This window comes from Pseudobutyrivibrio sp. JW11, from assembly GCF_900115355.1.
In the GTDB taxonomy this organism is placed as follows: domain Bacteria; phylum Bacillota; class Clostridia; order Lachnospirales; family Lachnospiraceae; genus Pseudobutyrivibrio; species Pseudobutyrivibrio ruminis.
On sequence record NZ_FOWB01000011.1, the window covers coordinates 66049 to 84304 of the forward strand.

Annotated in this window: 20 protein-coding genes, 1 tRNA gene, 1 other RNA gene and 2 pseudogenes; all 24 read right to left on the reverse strand. The window is 38.5% G+C overall.

All coding sequences use genetic code 11. The annotated features are described in order from the left end of the window. Window positions 1-6: 6 nt before the first annotated feature. The 24 genes and pseudogenes from BM102_RS10280 to BM102_RS10390 all read right to left on the reverse strand — a co-directional run bounded on the left by BM102_RS10280 (window position 7) and on the right by BM102_RS10390 (window position 18173). Window positions 7-1554, reverse strand: coding sequence for an amidohydrolase (locus BM102_RS10280; protein WP_090481718.1), 1548 nt, complete (start codon window positions 1552-1554; stop codon window positions 7-9). A gap of 25 nt (window positions 1555-1579) precedes the next feature. Next, window positions 1580-2818, reverse strand: coding sequence for a 6-phosphofructokinase (locus BM102_RS10285; protein WP_044938066.1), 1239 nt, complete (start codon window positions 2816-2818; stop codon window positions 1580-1582). Window positions 2819-2890: 72 nt separating this feature from the next. Continuing rightward, on the reverse strand, window positions 2891-3151 hold the full coding sequence (locus tag BM102_RS10290; protein ID WP_033154449.1) for a hypothetical protein: 261 nt from the start codon (window positions 3149-3151) through the stop codon (window positions 2891-2893). Between the two features lie 32 nt (window positions 3152-3183). Beyond that, entirely contained in the window at window positions 3184-3717 is a 534-nt protein-coding gene (locus BM102_RS10295) for a phosphatase PAP2 family protein (RefSeq protein WP_090481721.1), read from the reverse strand. Window positions 3718-3720: 3 nt separating this feature from the next. Further along, window positions 3721-4254 (reverse strand): CarD family transcriptional regulator, encoded by a 534-nt coding sequence (locus BM102_RS10300; RefSeq protein ID WP_044938072.1) that lies wholly within the window; start codon window positions 4252-4254, stop codon window positions 3721-3723. A 206-nt stretch (window positions 4255-4460) separates the two neighbouring features. Beyond that, window positions 4461-4806, reverse strand: an RNA gene (gene rnpB, locus BM102_RS10305) — RNase P RNA component class A. Between the two features lie 12 nt (window positions 4807-4818). Further along, window positions 4819-6483 carry a nucleoside kinase gene (locus tag BM102_RS10310; protein WP_044938074.1) on the reverse strand — a complete coding sequence of 555 codons (1665 nt, stop codon included), beginning with the start codon at window positions 6481-6483 and terminating at the stop codon, window positions 4819-4821. After that, entirely contained in the window at window positions 6476-7198 is a 723-nt protein-coding gene (locus BM102_RS10315) for a tRNA (adenine(22)-N(1))-methyltransferase (RefSeq protein WP_090481723.1), read from the reverse strand. Before BM102_RS10315 ends, BM102_RS10310 begins: the two co-directional genes overlap by 8 nt. Before the next feature lie 36 nt (window positions 7199-7234). Further along, window positions 7235-8629: an RNA polymerase sigma factor RpoD gene (gene rpoD / locus BM102_RS10320; RefSeq protein WP_330371752.1), complete on the reverse strand. Its 1395-nt coding sequence runs from the start codon at window positions 8627-8629 to the stop codon at window positions 7235-7237. 12 nt (window positions 8630-8641) lie between these two features. Further along, a complete protein-coding gene (gene dnaG, locus BM102_RS10325; RefSeq protein WP_090481726.1) occupies window positions 8642-10414 on the reverse strand; it encodes a DNA primase in 1773 nt (590 codons plus the stop codon). A gap of 22 nt (window positions 10415-10436) precedes the next feature. Further along, window positions 10437-11453 carry a deoxyguanosinetriphosphate triphosphohydrolase gene (locus tag BM102_RS10330; protein WP_090481729.1) on the reverse strand — a complete coding sequence of 339 codons (1017 nt, stop codon included), beginning with the start codon at window positions 11451-11453 and terminating at the stop codon, window positions 10437-10439. Window positions 11454-11545: 92 nt separating this feature from the next. Continuing rightward, on the reverse strand, window positions 11546-11929 hold the full coding sequence (locus BM102_RS14670; RefSeq protein ID WP_090394750.1) for a VOC family protein: 384 nt from the start codon (window positions 11927-11929) through the stop codon (window positions 11546-11548). Window positions 11930-11989: 60 nt separating this feature from the next. Next, a pseudogene (locus BM102_RS14675) lies at window positions 11990-12349 on the reverse strand (GNAT family N-acetyltransferase); the annotation flags it as partial. Between the two features lie 208 nt (window positions 12350-12557). After that, window positions 12558-13031, reverse strand: coding sequence for a hypothetical protein (locus BM102_RS10340; RefSeq protein WP_090481735.1), 474 nt, complete (start codon window positions 13029-13031; stop codon window positions 12558-12560). 266 nt (window positions 13032-13297) lie between these two features. Next, complete coding sequence (locus BM102_RS10345) at window positions 13298-13552, reverse strand: PF20097 family protein (protein ID WP_090481737.1); 255 nt, start codon at window positions 13550-13552, stop codon at window positions 13298-13300. 89 nt (window positions 13553-13641) lie between these two features. After that, on the reverse strand, window positions 13642-13875 hold the full coding sequence (locus BM102_RS10350; protein ID WP_090481788.1) for a hypothetical protein: 234 nt from the start codon (window positions 13873-13875) through the stop codon (window positions 13642-13644). A gap of 23 nt (window positions 13876-13898) precedes the next feature. Further along, window positions 13899-14153 (reverse strand): TIGR04076 family protein, encoded by a 255-nt coding sequence (locus BM102_RS10355; protein ID WP_022758760.1) that lies wholly within the window; start codon window positions 14151-14153, stop codon window positions 13899-13901. Window positions 14154-14177: 24 nt separating this feature from the next. Next, window positions 14178-14930 (reverse strand): CPBP family intramembrane glutamic endopeptidase, encoded by a 753-nt coding sequence (locus BM102_RS10360; protein WP_090481743.1) that lies wholly within the window; start codon window positions 14928-14930, stop codon window positions 14178-14180. A gap of 16 nt (window positions 14931-14946) precedes the next feature. Then, entirely contained in the window at window positions 14947-15399 is a 453-nt protein-coding gene (locus BM102_RS10365; RefSeq protein WP_090481746.1) for a GNAT family N-acetyltransferase, read from the reverse strand. A gap of 87 nt (window positions 15400-15486) precedes the next feature. Next, window positions 15487-15630 (reverse strand): annotated as a pseudogene (locus BM102_RS10370) (TfoX/Sxy family protein); the annotation flags it as partial. 28 nt (window positions 15631-15658) lie between these two features. After that, window positions 15659-16192 carry a flavodoxin domain-containing protein gene (locus tag BM102_RS10375; protein WP_090481750.1) on the reverse strand — a complete coding sequence of 178 codons (534 nt, stop codon included), beginning with the start codon at window positions 16190-16192 and terminating at the stop codon, window positions 15659-15661. A 27-nt stretch (window positions 16193-16219) separates the two neighbouring features. Then, window positions 16220-16744: a GNAT family N-acetyltransferase gene (locus BM102_RS10380; RefSeq protein ID WP_090481753.1), complete on the reverse strand. Its 525-nt coding sequence runs from the start codon at window positions 16742-16744 to the stop codon at window positions 16220-16222. Between the two features lie 71 nt (window positions 16745-16815). Continuing rightward, the gene (locus tag BM102_RS10385; RefSeq protein ID WP_090481758.1) at window positions 16816-17766 is read right to left on the reverse strand and encodes a ketopantoate reductase family protein; all 951 of its coding nucleotides are present in this window, start codon (window positions 17764-17766) and stop codon (window positions 16816-16818) included. Between the two features lie 322 nt (window positions 17767-18088). Further along, window positions 18089-18173: transfer RNA gene (locus tag BM102_RS10390), tRNA-Leu, on the reverse strand. Window positions 18174-18256: the final 83 nt, after the last annotated feature.

Below are 18256 nucleotides of genomic sequence, written 5' to 3' on the forward strand. Positions count from 1 at the left end.
TAGTGATTATTGAGGGAACATACCACGTAGCATGGTTGCCATAGATCCCATTCTAGATCTCTGGTATGGCTTTCCCTTCAAATATAATTCTGCAACACTAATATTCTTTAATTCTTCCACTGGAACCTCGTATGGATTTGAATCAAGAATAACTATATCACAGCTTTTGCCCATCTCCAATGACCCTCTCTCTTTCTCGTCAAATAAAGAGTAGGCTCCATTATATGTAGCCATTCTAAGGGCATCAAAAACAGACACAGACTCTTCTGGATTTCTGTTGTTACAAGCATCATGAATCCACATAATTGGATTTGGATCAGATGCTGGTGCGTCTGAATTGAAGCACACCTTTATTCCCAAGTCATTGATTGTCTTAAGCGGATTAATTCTTGAAAATCTCTCATCCGACAGCATCTCTTTAACAAATTCATCAACTCCAGAGATATGCGACAACATAGAAGGCCTAGCTGAAATCATAATGTTGTATCTCTTGCAGGTCTTTAAGGCGCGCTCTGTTGGAAGTGAACCATGTAAAATGATGTGTCTGTGGTCGTATCGTGGATAATCCTCCAGTGCCAATGCAATGGCATTTACCGCCTGTTCAAAGGCAGCATCACCAACTGCATGTAAAGCTATTTGGTAGCCTGCTCTGTTGGCATTAATACAGAATTTTTGAACATCCACATCGTCATAATATGAAACGCCTTTATTTTTTACAGTAGCATAGTCATCCATTAAGGCTGCATCTAGATTAGCGAAAGTACCATCCAAATCTGCAAATACTACACGATTCACATCTTTTTTAGTAATCTTATCCACATTTGAACACTGATGTGCAACGCGCAATTGCATACCATTATCAAGGCCCTTTGCTACTGAACGCTCCATATCAAAATCATAGTCGCGAATAAATCCTAATCCACTAGCTGAGCAAATCAATCCAACGCCTCTGCTTGCAAGGAAATCTGCTGTCTCCATCATAGAATCAATGACTTTTTTGGTAGATAGGCCATGAGTTACAAATTCGCAGGCGGCAGCAAAAGCTTCCTGTTTCAATTCTCCTGTAACAGGATTGAATCCTCTAAGATTTTCTGCCCTAGACTTAACAGCCTCAATAAAAAGACTATTAGCAACACCTGAATGGGCATCATGTTTTATGATAAATGCGGCCTTTTCAGGACAAGCCGTATCCATCTGTTCTCTAAGAATCAAATATCCTTCTGAAACAGAAAACTCTGTTGCACCAAAGCCTACGATTATACTCTCTCTTGATTCTTTTGCATATTTCTCCAACTGCTCCAATATCTTTGCATTGGAATCAGTATCATTTATTGGAAACATCTTATGCAATACAGAAAAGCCGGAATAATGTGTATGGGTATCCACAAATGCAGGCAAAGCAACATTTTTGCCTAACTCGATAGGAGGAACCACCTCATACTGAGTTGGTAATGTGTTGCCAATATAAGCAATACGTCCTTCCCTTTCAACCAAGTAATTAGCAATTGTATTGTTTTCATCACAAGTGATTATTGTTCCATGAAATACCTGCATTTTTCTCCTCCATACCCCTCATTAACTATTTTTTAACCGGTCTGTAAATATGTCTTGGAATACCATCTACCATGATAGGTGATACATCCCCTTGTATCAGTGGTCTAACATATGTAATAAAGGCTTCTGTTACATATGTGCCATCATGTGTAATCCAATTTCTAGGTACAAGCTTTTCGTCATTAGCAATCTTGTGAACATCCTTAACCTCTGTACCACACTGATAAGGATCATCTGAATGACGTGTAAGTGTAACCATCTTGCCTGTGTCCCCCTCATCTGCAGCAAGAACGGCAGCACCACCAACCTGATATGCTTCAAGAATATCTACGCGTGAAGCTAAATGTGAGCCAGCTCTCTGAAGTGTAGAAAGCTCAATAGCTCTAGTCTTGCAGCCAAGCTCCCTTCCAATAAAATTGCAAAGATAAGCAGCTGTTCCTGTAAGCTGTTTGTGATTAAATGCATCTACGAATTCAACATTATCACCTAGCTCACATACATATTTTCCTTCTTTTGTATGAATACCTTCTGAAATACATACAACTACTGATGACTGTGTTTTAAGAAGTTTTACAACTCTTTCCTTAAACTTATTAAGGTCAAAAGGTACTTCTGGTAAATAAATTAAATCTGGTCCCTCGCAATCCTCTCCTTTTGCAAGAATAGATGCGCCTGTAAGCCAACCAGCATTACGTCCCATGATTTCCACAATTGTAACAAGACCCTTGTCATATTCAAGGCAGTGGCCATCGCGGATAATCTCTTTAACTGATGTACCAATATATTTAGCAGCACTACCAAATCCAGGTGTATGGTCAGTAAGTGCTAAATCATTATCGATAGTCTTAGGACATCCTATAAATCTAATTTCGGAACCTGTAAGAATGGCGTAATCAGAGAGCTTCTTGATGGTATCCATAGAATCATTACCACCAATGTAAATTAACGCCTCAATTTCGAGCTTGTTAAGAATTGAAAATATTTTTTCGTAGGTTGCCATGTCTTTGTGAATTTCAGGAAGTTTGAAGCGACATGAACCAAGATACGCAGCTGGAGTTCGCTTTAAAAGCTCAACATCCAAGTCGTTTTTGATGAAATCAGAAAGATCGATATAATCCTCTTCCATCAAACCTTTGATTCCGTGGAGCATGCCGTATACTTTGCCAGCACCACGGTCTTTTGCTGTTCTGAACACTCCTGCTAATGAAGAGTTGATTGCGGCGGTCGGTCCGCCTGATTGTCCCACAATTACGTTTCCAGTCATTACATTTTACCCCCAATCATTTAAGTTTCATGATTTATTATCAACAGCTAGCGCTGCAATAATCCCCAAAAATCAATCATCTCTAGGATCGTCCCTAAAATGCCCTGCAATAATATCACATACACACCAAATACCTCCTCCAATGGTGGATGCAATAAATATCTTGATAACGTTTATTATTAAATTGCCGGCTGTAAGGGTACCACCAGTAAAACCTGTAACTAGCCAATAAACTGGCCGAACAAATAGCCAATAGCCTCCAATATATAAGCCGAGGACTGTGCCAAGAACGCTAAATAGCACAGCTAAGGCTTTCTTTGCACTTTTTTTCATATAATATAATTGCTCCTACAATATAATCCTAATTAAAATGGTAGCATAATGAGGCCAAAAACGCCACATAAAATACCATAACAACTAACTGCAATTATGAGAGCAATCGCAAAACCTGCAATTACATCCTTAATGAAATGCACACCGCCAATAACTCTTATTACTGCAAGCGCTAATCCAAGGATAATCACAAACACTGCTAATGCCACCGATGACTGCATGATTGTAAAAGCTACCATGAAAATAGAGAATACATGTCTACTTGGAAAGCTCTTTCCCTTTGTATCTTTATTTAAAGCTGGGACAAAATCATATACTTCGTATGGTCTTGGGGCACTAATGATTTTTCTAAAGAGAGAAACGATAACAAAAGAAACCCCAGGAATTAGAATACTTCTATACAAAATATTGTAATCTCCTGAAGGTTCAAAGAACGCCCCGTAAACAAGATATCCTGCATACAGCAAGACTGTAATATAAGTAATGGCCTTGTCCAGCACATTAAGAGCTGTAACAAGACCATTATTATTTTTAATATGTTCTGTAATTGCTTTGTAAGCTATCATATATTATGCACCTATTAATACAGAATTTGCGGTGTGTGTTTTGACAGCTTCCTCAAAAAGATTCTGAGCAAATGTAATATCCTTGCCCATCGAAAAAGCCATTTCCTCGTAAAGCTTGCGACCTGCGACTGAAAGTGTCTTTTCATCAAGGGCCATTACCTTTTTGCCAGCAGCAATTCTCTGCCACTTTCTGATAAGTACTGTCTTTACAACCTGAGCCAAAGACTCTGGTGTAAACTCACCCATCACTTCTTTAAATTTTTCCTGAAGAGCTCTTTCGTTTGGCTCCTCAATGCACTCAATGTTGTCAATGTTTTCAAGAATTCTAGTAAAAGTCTCCTGCTTTGCTACTGGACGTAACCTAACTGTTGAGCCACTAATTGGAGTAAATACCTTTGCCCCTGCCTTAAATACAGGCGACATGCAGTAATAAGTTTTGCGAGAACCTTTGCCCATAAGTTCCATGTCATCAATATCTTCAATCTGACAAACACCACTGCCCTCATGAACTAAATAATCGCCTACCTGATATTCCATTTTACACCATCCTTCTAAACCATTACAACAAGTACCTCCATAACTCCTATTCCCCTAAGATATAGTTTCGATAGGTTTATTATAGCACGATTTGCCTTGTCTAGACACAAAAAATTCACATTCGTGAATTATTCCCACGAATATTTAAAATTGTAAGATGGAATTTGTAAAAAATGACAACATTCTGACAAATTATAAGAAAAAAAGAAAAGGGTTAGACTGTGAGCCGGGTTATGTCTTTTAAAGTAGTCATCTATCTAGGATTACTGTCGCCAATAACCTCAAGCGTTCAACCTAGTGCTGGCGGGCCGCGTACGCACTTTTTAGAACTTGCTTCGGATGGGGTTTACATGGCTTTCGTTGTTACCAACGAAACGGTGGTCTCTTACACCGCCTTTCCACCCTTACCCATAATAATATGGGCGGTTTATTTCTGTTGCACTATCCTTGGAGTTACCTCCACCAGCCGTTAGCTGGCATCCTTGCCCTGTGAAGCCCGGACTTTCCTCTCTCCTATCATTACAATAGAACAGCGACTACTCATCTAGCCCTTTATAAACATTATTAAAGAATACAACTTCCTCCAATAAACTCGCGAACCAGTGAATTATTAGGAATAACATCTGGTGCCATTGGAAGGAAATAATCTAAAAGCTTTATGAGGCGCTTTGCCTCTGGATACATTGGATGGTCTGCCGGAATTGCGTATAGCTGTGGATCAACATATAGCTTAAGCACTGCCATCTCGTATATTAAAGCTGTATTGAAAACATGATCAGCCTGCTCCTGGAATGGGAAAATGTATTTTTCCTCTCCTCTTCGAACAGAATCCCACATTGCTATGGTCTCTGCAGCAGATGTAGCTCTCGTTCTTGAATCTCGCACAATTCTGCGAATCAATCTACCATCAGCAGTAGAAAGTGGATTGTGTTCATCAATAGAAAGCTGAGTTAATGCAGAAAGATAAATCTTGTATTTGCTTTCAGCAGGAAGTGATGCACTCATTCGATCGTTAAGTCCATGAATTCCTTCGATAACAAGTATATCATTTTTTCCTAACTGCATATAGTGATCATTATACTCTCTTTTTCCAATTTTGAAATTAAAATTTGGAAGAAGAACTCTTTCGCCCTTCAAAAGCTTAACCATGCACTCGTTAAAATATGGGATATCAAGGCCTTCGATAGACTCAAAATCCTTTTCTCCATATTCATCTATAGGCATTTGATCACGGTTTAAATAGAAATCATCAAGTGGTACTGGATGAGGCACGCAGCCTAAAGCTCTAAGCTGAGCAGAAAGCTTGTGTGAAAATGTGGTCTTTCCTGATGATGAAGGACCAGCCATCATAACAAACTTAACATCCTTGTTTGAAGCAATTGTACGAGCAAGCTCGCCAATATTACGCTCCATAATTGCCTCTTGAGATAAGACAATGTCTTTTATTCTGCCACTTGCTATAGCATCATTTAATGCACCAACAGTAGGAACTCCCATTGTTCGTCCAAACTCAGATGATGCCTGCTGAACTGAAAATAGCTTTATTGGACTAGTAAACTCTGCAACTGTCCTTGAGTCTCCCTTAAGCTTGTTAGCATTAGGGAATAATAACATAAAGCCATGCTCAAATTTCATCAAATCAAAATACTGCAGATACTTGGTAGATGGTACCATGTATCCGTAGAAATAATCAATACATCCATCCAAATCATACACATTTATATTGGAACTTGTACGATATTTAAGCAGCTGCTCCTTATCCTTCATATTGAAGCTATGGAACAATTCCTTTGCCTGGCTAGTTTTAATTGAATATTTCTTAAGAGGAATATCCTGCTGAACTAAATCCAGCATAACTTTTTTAAGCTCTTCAAGCTTTTCCTCTGTAATTTCGCCAACACCATCGATAGTGCAGAAATCTCCCTGTCCCAGGGAATGCTCCACCCTAAGGTATGGATTTGCTGGCAATGGATATACATCCATAAGAGCGCGCTGAAGTAAAAATACTACACTTCTACGGTATGCTCTACGGCCGTCCTTATCTGCTGTAGTTAAGAATTCTAGCTCTGCGACACCAGATACAGCCATGTGTAGCTCGGTAAGACTGCCTTTGTACTTAGCAAGGACAATATCGTCCTTATAATCAGCCTGATGAGCTTCTGCAATGTCTAATAACTTTGTACCGTCTTCGTAAGTCTCTTCCTTACCGTTAATAATTACTTTAGCCATGACTCTTCCTCCGTTTCAGCTCTACTTGCTTGATAAGCTCAAGCTCATTTAGCAGTATCGCTTTTCTATGTTGTATTGGGTCAGTGACTTCTTCGCCTTGAAGTGATTCAAGCTTATTGAGGATTGATGTATACTCCCTTTTATTCTTTTCTAAAAGAGACTGTAATAAATCTGGAGACTTTTCAATAATGATTGGTCCATATTCAAGCTCAGCCTCTGAAAGCTCAGTGTTCTCATCAGAAAATGTAACTTTCATTATTGGATAAATCTTACCTTCTTCTGTACATAAACTTTCGTCGAGAAATTGAAAGCCGTTATCCACAAGATACTCACGAAGAGCCTTGTATTCCGACTGCGGTTCCAAAATAAGTGCCTTGGCACTTTTTGCAACCATGAGCCTAGCATCCAAAATCCTCTTTATTAAAGCACCACCCATACCACAAATACATATGACATCTGCCTCGGCCTCATCAAGCTTGGCCAATCCATCTGACAATCTGAAGGAGACCTGGTCTAAAAGATTAGCCTGCCCAACATTAACCTTCGCTGATTCAAGTGGCCCTTTATTAACGTCCATAGCTATTGCTTTGTTTACGATATGATTCTCTAAAAGAGAAATTGTAAGATAGCCATGGTCACAGCCCACATCAACAACAGTTCCACACTTAGGCACCATGTCATATATAATTTGTAATCTTGGAGATAATTTTATCATTTATTTATGTATAAACCTTGTAATTAAATCATGATTTTACTGATCAAGGTAGTCCTTAAGCTTTCTGCTTCGGCTTGGGTGACGAAGCTTTCTAAGGGCCTTTGCCTCAATCTGTCTAATACGCTCACGAGTAACGTTGAATTCCTTACCTACTTCCTCAAGTGTGCGAGCCTTTCCATCCTCAAGACCAAATCTTAGGATAAGAACTCTCTGCTCACGCTCTGTAAGTGTATCAAGAACTTCGTGAAGCTGTTCCTTTAAAAGGGTGAATGTTGCAGCCTCAGCAGGTACTGGAACATTTTCATCTGGAAGGAAATCACCAAGGTGGCTATCTTCCTCCTCACCGATAGGAGTCTCAAGTGAAACTGGCTCCTGAGAAATCTTTAAGATTTCGTGTACTCTATCTACTGTAATGCCCATTGCTGCTGCAATTTCCTCTGGAGTTGGTTCGCGGCCGTACTCCTGAAGTAACTGTCTAGAAACTCTGATGAGTTTGTTGATTGTTTCAACCATATGTACAGGGATACGGATTGTACGAGCCTGGTCTGCAATAGCACGAGTGATAGCCTGTCTAATCCACCATGTAGCATAAGTAGAGAACTTGTAACCCTTGTGATAATCGAACTTTTCAACAGCCTTCATAAGACCAAGGTTACCTTCCTGAATAAGATCAAGGAAAAGCATTCCACGACCTACGTAACGCTTTGCAATAGAAACAACAAGACGAAGGTTTGCCTCAGCAAGCTTGTTCTTTGCTTCCTGATCTCCATCTTCCATTCTCTGAGCAAGCTCAACCTCTTCCTCTGCAGAAAGAAGTGGTACCTTACCGATTTCCTTAAGGTACATACGAACTGGATCTTCGATGCTTACTGAATCAGGAACAGACATATCGATATCTTCGATATCCTCATCATCACTAGCAAGAAGAAGTGCATCAGATGGACCTGAAGAGAAGTTTACATCGATACCTCTCTTATCAAGGTATGTAAGGATACGCTCCATCTGCTTTGCATCGATTTTGTAATCCTTTAAGAACTCTGAAATTTCATAGTCCTCGATAATGCTCTTCTGAGACTTTGCAATCTTTACAAGCTCAGTAACCTTTGAATCTAATTCATCGCTTCCGAATGAATCAAGATCATCATCGTCGTCATCATCGTCATCATCTCTATCAACTGATGTCTTTGCTCCTACAGATGCAAGGAACTCATCAACGTCCTCATCATCAGCTGTCTCGTCAATGTTGTCGAAATCATGCTCGTTAAATTCAAGATCCTCTGCAGAAATCTCTTCTAAGTCTGCAAAGTTTACATCCTTGTCATCAGACTCTGACTCTTCTGCTTCAGCTTCGTCTGCTTCTGCTAAAAATGCATCTGCAGCTGCTTCTAAATCCTGGTTTTCGATTAGTTCTTCAACTTTCTTTTTTGCCATTTTTATTCCTTTCTATAGTGAGAATTCTAAACGCTCAAGTCGTTGTAGCTTCTTCTTTCCTTCCACCAAGCTCTTTAAATCTGCTCCATTTTTCTGTGCAAGCTCCAGTGAATGTTTTTTTATTCTAAGCAAAGTTTCTTTTAGTGCTTTGCTAAGATCCGTATTGTCTGTAAGTTCTCCAACAGTTGTATTGAAGAGAGCGGCTACTACTCGCCTGTCCTCGTCTTCCATAAATAAATCAACTATTCGAGCGGTATCAACAGTGCTTCCATCTGAAAGGTATTTGAATACCTCTGTTGCTACCTGTTTGTATACACCTTCCTCGAAATCATCCGGTGTAACATACTCCTGTATCTTTCCATATATGCTTGTATCTTCTACAAGCCAGGTAAGAAGCAGGCGCTGGGACATCTTCATGCCGTCATCCTTTGGTTTTGGAGTACTTCGGCGTTCGGAATCACGGCTTTGTGTCTGGTTCTTTGCTGTAATTCCAGATTGTCCAAGCTCGATAATATATTTGCCAAGAGCTTCGCGAGGTATGTTGAAACGAGCCGCCACTGATTCAGTGTAGTTCTCTCTTTCAAGCTGAGTTGGAAACTCTGTAACAATCATTCTTGCAACTTCTTTTTGGAAGTCGGACTTTTTCTCAGGATCAGTCAAATCGTAATTCTTTTCAAGCATTCTCACCTGATACATAAAGCTATTTTCCGCATTCTGAATACGTTTTTCGTATTCCTCTGCTCCTAAGGCTTTAATGAATTCATCAGGATCCTTGTAAGGTGACATATTTATGACCCTACATGAAATGCCTGCATTTTTGAGAATTGGGATTGCTCGAAGTGCAGCCTTCTGACCTGCCCCATCGGAATCATAGCTGAGATAAACGTCTTTGACGTATCGTTTCAGCATGCCGGCATGGCCTTCTGTAAGAGCCGTACCAAGTGAGGCAACTGCATTATCGAATCCTGCCTGATGCAAAGATATAACATCCATATAGCCTTCACACAGAATAAACTGCTGACGCCTTGTTTTTCTGGCAAAGTATAAGCCAAACAAGGTCTTGGACTTATTGAATATCTCTGTCTCAGGAGAGTTAAGATATTTTGGCTCGCCGTCTCCCATAACTCTTCCACCAAAGGCAACAACCTTGCCGTTGGCATCGAAAATAGGAAACATAGCACGATTCCAAAATTTATCGTGACCACCACGTTTTTCATCGATGGTTATAAGACCACAATCCTTTAAAATCTCATCCTCGTATCCCTTACCTCTAAGGTATTTATAAAGGGAATCTGAATACTTGCTGGTACATCCCAAACCGAATTTGTGAAGTGTATCAGCTGTAAGCTCTCTCTTGGTGAAGTAGGCCATGGCCTGCTCGCCTTCTTTGGAGCGAAGCATCTTGTAGTAATATCCTGCAGCCTCTTTATTTATTTCAAATAAACGACTGCGTCTATCCGCTCTCTGCCTCTCCTGATAGGTCATTTCCCTCTGTGGGAGGGTGACGCCACACTTAGGAGCAAGTTCTTCGATAGCTTCTTTGAAGGTCATATTTTCGTAGTTCATAAGGAAGCTGAAAACATTTCCTCCGGCTCCACATCCAAAGCAGTAATACATCTGCTTTTGTGGGCTTACCGAGAATGAGCCTGTTTTTTCATTATGAAAGGGACAAAGTCCAAAATACTGGCTGCCCTTTTTTTGAAGGTTAACATATTGAGAAATAACATCGACTATGTCAGTTCTAGTTCTGACTTCCTCGACGATTTCATCTGAATAATAAGGCATGTATTCTCCCTAAAATATAATATTAGAATCCGTCAACGACCCATGCTTTTGGCATGAAGTATTCATTAAACTTTGTAATGCAATACTGATCGGTCATTCCAGAGATGTAATCGCAAATAATTCTTTCCTGGCTTTCGCCCTCATCCTCCATGGCGCGATAGCGAGTAGGCAATTCTTCGAAATGTTCTGTGTAATACTCATACAACTCACGAATCATTCGCTTTGCCTTAACCTCTTCTGTCTTTGCCACAGAATCCTTGTAAACATTTGCAAACATGAATTTGCGAAGCTCTGCCATAGCCTGCTCGATTTCAGGAGACATCTTTATAACAGGACTGTCAGTGCTTTCGATAATAACGTCGTGAATAAGAGTATCCAATCTGACTGCTGAAGTCATACCGAGAGTCTTGCGAATCTCCATTGGAATACTTTCTTCTGTGAGGATGTGTGCACGAATGGCATCATCTATATCGCTGTTTACATATGCAATCTTGTCTGAAAGGCGAACGATTTGGCCTTCTGGTGTAGCTGGATGTCCGCTGGTCTGATGATTGCGGATTCCGTCTCTGACTTCCCAAGTAAGGTTAAGTCCCTGACCGCCTTTTTCAAGCTTTTCAACAATGCGCACGCTCTGCTCTGAGTGCACAAAACCAGTAGAACACATTGCATTTAGCTGAGCCTCGCCAGCATGTCCAAATGGTGTGTGTCCTAAATCATGCCCTAATGCAATAGCTTCAACCAAATCCTCATTGAGACGTAAAGCCTTTGCAATAGTTCTGGCATTCTGTGAAACTTCTAGAGTATGAGATAATCTTGTTCTGTAATGATCACCCTGAGGAGTAAGAAAGACCTGTGTCTTATTCTTCAAACGGCGAAACGCCTTACTGTGAAGAATTCTATCTCTATCCCTCTGAAACAGAGGTCTGATATCACACTGTGGCTCGTCTTTTTCTCGGCCACGTGAATTTTCATTGAGTGTGGCATAAGGGCTAAGAGTTTCCCTCTCCATCTGCTCAATCATCTCTCGAATTGTGCCCATTTTGTCCCCCTTTTTTTGCATAAAACGACACCTCTAAAAAACATATTACACGCAAAAAAAGGATATCCTTTTTTTATTTTTATAAAATGGGATTAAATCGTTATTTCTATCTGATTTCCTTCTATAGCAATAATGCAGCTTTCATAATAGCCATCTCCAGTTGTTCTTGGTCCGCTTACAACCTCAAATCCATCAGCACTAAGACTATGTGTCAGTTCATCTACTCGTTCTTTGCTTCCCACAGAGAAAGCTATATGGATAAGTCCTGTACGATTCAAGGCTTTCTCGTCATCGGCCATATCCGGTTTGTTCATTATTTCCAATCTTGCCCCATCATCGAAAGAAATGAAGTAAGAGCGGAAATCCGTTTTTACATTGTGATAGCCATCATTAGATTTTCCATCAAGATATTTAACAAAGAAATCTCTGGCCTTCTCCATATCGTTAACGTACATTGCTACATGTTCAATTTTCATACATTTACCCCTTCCATCCAAGCTGTAATTCAAATATTCCACCATCAAAATAAATATCTTTTCCATCTGAATCTTTATAAGCAGATAAGCAATTACACCTAAAACACTTTCCTTTGCATAGCCCTGTCCATGATATTTTGAATGAAAACAATATCCTATTTCATAAGCATCAACGCATCGATTGCAGGAAATGTATCCAATAATTTCGTCTTGTAAACAGACTGCAAAGAAAATGTGATTATAATATTCTGCTTCGCGCCCCCATCTTGCAATTCTATTGGTAACAGATAAATCATCAAGTTCTTTTATATTATCATACTGAGCATATGGAGAAACGGTCTCATCTTTCCATATTCTCTGAATTGCCTTCCAATCCTCTTTTCTTACTCGTCTTAATAATAAACGCTTTGTCTTAATCATTTGTTGTACCTATAAACTAGAATTAATTGATTCTTTCTCAGTAAATGACCAAACATGCATCCCAAAATCAAAAAATACGCTTGAGTTGCATAGGTTACTACAAAGCATACTATATTATCCCCAAAATTCCAAACATGGCCTGTATTTATTTGAGCTAAAAAAATAGCAGCAGGACACATTAAGTGTCACTGCTGCAATCACCTGCAATTTATAACAGCTCTGCTTCTTTTTCTAATTCTGCTTTAGCTCGTTCTTCCTTAGCCGCCTCGGTTTCCTCTTTGACGCGTTCTACCATATCATCAATATCAGCATCAACTCTCGCCAAGAGCTTTTCCCATTCTTCATCTGTCATTTTGCGCCAGTCGCCATCTTCATCATCCTTCTCATGGATTTTCTTATAGCTCTCCATGAGCATTACCAAAATATCTTTTGAACCAAGTATTTCACCTGTAGTTGTTCGCAACTCACTATTCATCACTGTTGCAGATACAATGCGAGTGTAGCTATTTCCCTTATTTTTCCTCCCATCTGTTAGTTCCTGGGTATTCAATTGTTCATCTGACGTTGTTTTCAAAGCATTTCCGAAGCTTGTATCTTTATTTGCAAAATTAGAAAAATAAAGATAACTACTTGAAATGCTACTCTGAAATAGATAATTGCTTTCTGCTAAATATTCTGCCATAAAACTCCTTTCTGCAGCTCATCTGTCAGTCAAAGCTGCTCCGCTCTCCAGAAAGGTCCGAGCGGGTTGTAGATAACTAAAAAAAGCACCTATCTCAACTTCATTCCGTTGAAATAAGCGCTTCCCTAGCCTAGTAAAAATTCTTACACTTAGATATCGAGACTAATATCCTAATTATTAATGGACATTTTTAACAAATATGTAGGATATTTATTTAATATAATGCTATAAATGTCTAGATTTCTAAGTTGTCTTTATTATTAACTCTAATACTCCTTATCAAATATCTTGTAAAATAAACGTTCAAAATTTCCGTATTCTTTTTTCTGAAAACTTGCAAACGCAGTCATACACTCATCACAATAGTAACCTTCCGCCTGTAAAGAAAGAGCTACTGGTTCCTCATTAATAATCGATTTTATTTTATAATTCTCAGGATACCAAAAAACTTTATTATCTCGTAGCGGATTTGCCCTGACAATTCCCGGTCTCATTTCTTTACCACAATTAGGACAATTCATAACAATTCTTCCTCCGCTCTTTTTATTTTGGAATACTCAGTAAACAGATTTTTAATAACTGAAGATTCTCCTCTATAAATTTGAATTTATCACTCCGGCATCTGCTCATTGATTTCATCAAGCAAATACATTGTTTTATATGTCTTATTGCAATTCTTACATTGCCAATCGCAATCGCTTTTCTTTGCTTTCTTATGCAGTTGCTCCATCTCGTTGCCACATATAGGACAAGCTGCTTTTTCTTGCCGCCAGAGTCTCTTAAGAAAAGCAAGCGCCTCGTTCCTGGTTTTAAACCCCAGTTCTCTTAACAATACTCGTTCCATAAATTCCATTCTAAATCCCGATTTTATGATTCAATTTCAATATTAAATACTACAGTCTCTCCGCAATCAATACATTGATAAGGGCCATTTTTTAAATTACCGCCTCTTCTAAAAGCATAAATGAAAGGATATATCGCCTGCATTGCAACCATGCAAACATTATCACTGTTATCTTTATCAAGGTCACTGCCTATAAAACGAATAACATCTCCAACTTTGTACTTTGGACAATGACTTTCTACTACTGTAACCTTTACCTTGTTGTCTGTATAACCCACTTCAAGCCTCCTATAAATTTCGATTTAACGAATAAGTTTTTTATCATTTAAATAAACAATAGCCAGTGTGATTACAATCATAATCCCTGACATAACAGCATTGCCTATAACAGTATCATTGATTTTAAAACTTGCCCCAGAAGCATTAACGATACAATGCAAAAGTACACATAACCAAACGCTATTTGTGCATTTCCTAATACACGCTAATGCAAAAGCCATTCCAAGCACGCCTAATCCAAAGGCAATATAGCTATGCCCTTGCTGCCCCACACCATCTATATGGAACAATGGAAAATGCCATAACCACCATATTATGGTCACAATGATAGTTGATAAAACATAAGGACATTTCTCTTCTAGTTCAGGTTGAAGAATGTAGCGCCATCCTGCTTCTTCAAGACCTCCACCAAGCAGCATTAAAGGTATGGCTAGAATCATTATGTATATAGGCTCACCTTTCTCATAACCGGAGACTATACACTGAGGAAATACGTATACAACAGCCAAAAGTATCACAAGCAAATATGCTTTTAACCCATGTTTGAAATCAAACACATTTTTCAACCAATCCTTAAAATTTTCTACTCTACCATTTTTCTTTAAGACAATGTATGAAGCAATTGTTGGTGACCATCCACCTAGCATGTATGGGATATATAAAAAGTAGTCATTCTGTAATGAAAGACCATTTAAACTACATATCATGCAAGTTCCCCAACATATTCCCATTATAATAAATGTATAAATTAGAAATTGTTTACTTACTTTACTCATTGAAGACCCTGCCTTTTTATAATTTATACTGCATAAAATTATTGTTATGTACGAATCCGTATGCTGTATATAGCTTCACTCCCATATCAGAAGCAGTAATTTGCACTGTGCCACAACCATATTCTCTGGCTTCATTTACAACTCTATCAAGAAGCTCTTTTGCTATTCCTTGCCTTCTGTAATCTGGATTTGTATACATACTCGACAATAATCCAATTCTTCCTGATGGGCATCCAAAATATGGTGGTTTTTCTACAAATGACATCCCACTGGTTCCAATGATTCTATCTCCATCTAGCGCCAGCCATGATACAAAAGTTCCATCATTCATATGCCTACTGTAATAATCCCTCAATGAAGGCTCTAGGTCGATATCTTCTTTTGCGCCCTCTTCTCGTAACTGATTTATACGCATTTTTATAAATGTTTCAAGTTCTGTTGCAGTAAGCTTTTTATATACTATTTCCATATGTTCTCCCATATAAACTGCCGATTTGCTTATTTCTTTTTCTTTGGAGCAGGCAATTCATCAACCATAGAATTCAAAAGCTTATTCAAGAAATCTATCATTATAGATTCCGCCGATAATCTTACCCCGATAATAAATGATATATTCCCCCATCATTGCCTTGTATGAAATTTCATCAAGTGATGATAGCTGGTCTAAAGTGAATTCCAAATAATCTTTACTTGAAGACATTTAAAACCTCCCTCTCAACAAACTGGAATTATATTTCAAAACATGCTTTGACAATTGGCTCTATCGTGATTAAATCCACAAAATCCACCTGTTTATTATAGGTTTCTATCATTGCCCTTACTTCAGAAGTTTTCTTCTCTTCCGGCAGTGTTACAGCTTTTTTATATAACATTCCCATCATGGTTTTGTGCTTAAATCCTAACTTTGAATAATCTATTCCACCTCTCAAATGGAAAATAGAAGCTTTATCATATACTTCTGTTGGCAGTTGATTCTTCATGCCCTTCTTTATAGTGTCCGTATTCGTCTTGTCTGTTGGATCTGCAAGTCCCACAGTAGCAATTACTATCGTATGCCTATCGCTATCCTTCATGCCTTTAAATGTCTTTTTCATCCCCAGTACTCCGCCAGCATATAATGCACCAACATAAACAATTGTATCGTATAAATTGACGTCTGCCACTTCCTCATATGATTTCAACTCAAATCCAAGACGATTTGATAATTCTTCAGCATATCGCTTTGCTGTACCATATTGAGAACCATATATTACTATATTCATATTATATCCTCCCCGAGAAATTCCGATTTATAGTTTTCTTCCCATTTCTATTCTCATATCATGATTTTCCGGATCATGGTTAGAATAAGCATATCGATCAAATCCGATTATCTCAAATCCATGTTTCTTATAAAATGTAATCGCTTTAGAATTGTAACTTTGAGTCTCCAACACTACCATTCTAGCTCTACTTTTTATTGCCTCATCAATAATTACATCTAAAAGCTTACCGCCAATACCTTTTTCCCTCGCATCTAAATCGAAAACGCAGATGTTAGTAATGCGATATCGATTATTCCATTCTTCTAAAAAGCCCTCAACAAAACCAATGAGTTTGCCATTTGAATCAAAAGCTCCATATGCCACTGGATTATCCAGCCATTCCGATAACATATCATCTTCTAACTCTTTAACAAGAGGTTCTTTTACCTTTATCCATTTAATGTCAAAGCTGTCGCCTTCAGGCTCTATGGTCAAATACTCATTAGATAGTATCTTGGCTTTGTACTTCTTGCCCTTACAATCATTGTATTCTAGCTGCTTTATTATCATCGATTCGCCCCTAAATTTGAAGTTGTTGGGATTCTTTCTCTATAAAGGAGTCCTACACAAATCCCGATTCTCTATGCAATAATGCGTTCTATGTTTTTATAAAAAATAGGAAGTTCTAATCCTTGTTTTTTTCCCTCATCATACACACATTTACAGCCATATAAAATATCATTAACATCATTGTGCAGTGTCATGATTCGTGAGGTAAGCTCATTGGATGAAAACAGTTTCTTCATTGCGATTCCAGCAATTCCAGCAGGAATTTTATATGGCAAAAGTTCATTTTTATATAGGTTCAAATTAACACCGCGGGCCTCTACAACTTTTAATGTTTCGCGAATAGATTTTACAGCTTGCTTAAGTGCTTTAGAATCATTCATTAAATCCTTGGCCAATTTATTAGGATTATCAAGTCCGCCATTTCTGCCAGCTGTGGAAGTCACTCCCGCATTAATAGCCATATGAATCCAAATCCACTCAAGCATGTCAAAAGGTATCTCTTGCTTAATATCAGCTGAATTTAAAAGAGTGATTAAATCTGAGTAATTTTCGATATTAGTCTTTTCTTCAGCCTCAAGCATTATATGATCAAATAACACACAATTAAGAATCCAATCACTCTCCATATGCCCACCGGCTGTTGGGAAAGCTATAACGTAATTAAAATCCCCTATGATTTGTTCCACTTCTATACGTTTGTTCCAAAAATTACAAAAAAGCACAATAGTTCCTTTAATGTTTCTCTTACGAATAGTATCTAAAGCACTCCCAAGGTTCCCACTTGCTACACTAACAAATATAAAATCAAATTCATCATTTTCTTTTGCAGGTAAAACATTGTATATACCATCTTTTTCTTCACCTTTATTCTCATATCGCCCATCTAATAAATGAACAGAGATTGCAGATGGTATCTCTTTCTTACCATCTCTCAAAATGTGGAATGTTTCATGTCCCGCTTTTTGAAAAGCGTATGCATATGTTGTTCCTATTACACCTAAACCCAATATTGCCACTCTCATGTTGTCTCTCCTATAAATTGTGATTTGTTGTATTCTTTATAGAAAAGGATACAACATTATCCTCAAAAATCCAAATATGACTTGTAATTATTTAGTTTTTTCAACTTACGGAAGGCGGGGTGAGGTGGAAAAAGAAAAAGATCCGGTGGATCTTTTTCCCACCGAACCGACCGAATCGCCACTTGTGGCGATGAGACCTTGGACCCCGGGTCCAAGGAACTCATCGGCACATTTAGAAAGAGTAACCAGTTGATTGGTTATATATGTATTAGAGAAGAATAAAAAAAAGAGCAACCAATCAATTGGTTACTCTTTCTAAATATGCGGAAGGCGGGACTTGAACCCGCACGCTCGCAATGAGCACAAGATCCTTAGTCTTGCTCGTCTGCCAGTTCCGACACTTCCGCGCATCAGTACTTGTTCCTGACGACTTGATTATAATAGCATCGCATCTCTAAATAGTCAACGCTTTTTTGCAAATTAAAGTGTC

Excerpts from the sequence above, each read along its gene's own strand:
- BM102_RS10350 (WP_090481788.1), bottom strand. The coding sequence starts at position 13,875 with ATGGAACGAGTATTGTTAAGAGAACTGGGGTTTAAAACCAGGAACGAG.
- BM102_RS14670 (WP_090394750.1), bottom strand. The coding sequence starts at position 11,929 with ATGAAAATTGAACATGTAGCAATGTACGTTAACGATATGGAGAAGGCC.
- BM102_RS10280 (WP_090481718.1), bottom strand. The coding sequence starts at position 1,554 with ATGCAGGTATTTCATGGAACAATAATCACTTGTGATGAAAACAATACA.
- BM102_RS10310 (WP_044938074.1), bottom strand. The coding sequence starts at position 6,483 with ATGGCTAAAGTAATTATTAACGGTAAGGAAGAGACTTACGAAGACGGT.
- BM102_RS10330 (WP_090481729.1), bottom strand. The coding sequence starts at position 11,453 with ATGGGCACAATTCGAGAGATGATTGAGCAGATGGAGAGGGAAACTCTT.
- BM102_RS10300 (WP_044938072.1), bottom strand. The coding sequence starts at position 4,254 with ATGGAATATCAGGTAGGCGATTATTTAGTTCATGAGGGCAGTGGTGTT.
- BM102_RS10290 (WP_033154449.1), bottom strand. The coding sequence starts at position 3,151 with ATGAAAAAAAGTGCAAAGAAAGCCTTAGCTGTGCTATTTAGCGTTCTT.
- BM102_RS10315 (WP_090481723.1), bottom strand. The coding sequence starts at position 7,198 with ATGATAAAATTATCTCCAAGATTACAAATTATATATGACATGGTGCCT.
- rpoD (WP_330371752.1), bottom strand. The coding sequence starts at position 8,629 with ATGGCAAAAAAGAAAGTTGAAGAACTAATCGAAAACCAGGATTTAGAA.
- BM102_RS10380 (WP_090481753.1), bottom strand. The coding sequence starts at position 16,744 with ATGATAATAAAGCAGCTAGAATACAATGATTGTAAGGGCAAGAAGTAC.
- BM102_RS10385 (WP_090481758.1), bottom strand. The coding sequence starts at position 17,766 with ATGAGAGTGGCAATATTGGGTTTAGGTGTAATAGGAACAACATATGCA.
- BM102_RS10345 (WP_090481737.1), bottom strand. The coding sequence starts at position 13,552 with ATGAATTGTCCTAATTGTGGTAAAGAAATGAGACCGGGAATTGTCAGG.
- BM102_RS10285 (WP_044938066.1), bottom strand. The coding sequence starts at position 2,818 with ATGACTGGAAACGTAATTGTGGGACAATCAGGCGGACCGACCGCCGCA.
- BM102_RS10365 (WP_090481746.1), bottom strand. The coding sequence starts at position 15,399 with ATGGAAATAGTATATAAAAAGCTTACTGCAACAGAACTTGAAACATTT.
- BM102_RS10340 (WP_090481735.1), bottom strand. The coding sequence starts at position 13,031 with ATGGCAGAATATTTAGCAGAAAGCAATTATCTATTTCAGAGTAGCATT.
- dnaG (WP_090481726.1), bottom strand. The coding sequence starts at position 10,414 with ATGCCTTATTATTCAGATGAAATCGTCGAGGAAGTCAGAACTAGAACT.
- BM102_RS10295 (WP_090481721.1), bottom strand. The coding sequence starts at position 3,717 with ATGATAGCTTACAAAGCAATTACAGAACATATTAAAAATAATAATGGT.
- BM102_RS10360 (WP_090481743.1), bottom strand. The coding sequence starts at position 14,930 with ATGAGTAAAGTAAGTAAACAATTTCTAATTTATACATTTATTATAATG.
- BM102_RS10375 (WP_090481750.1), bottom strand. The coding sequence starts at position 16,192 with ATGAATATAGTAATATATGGTTCTCAATATGGTACAGCAAAGCGATAT.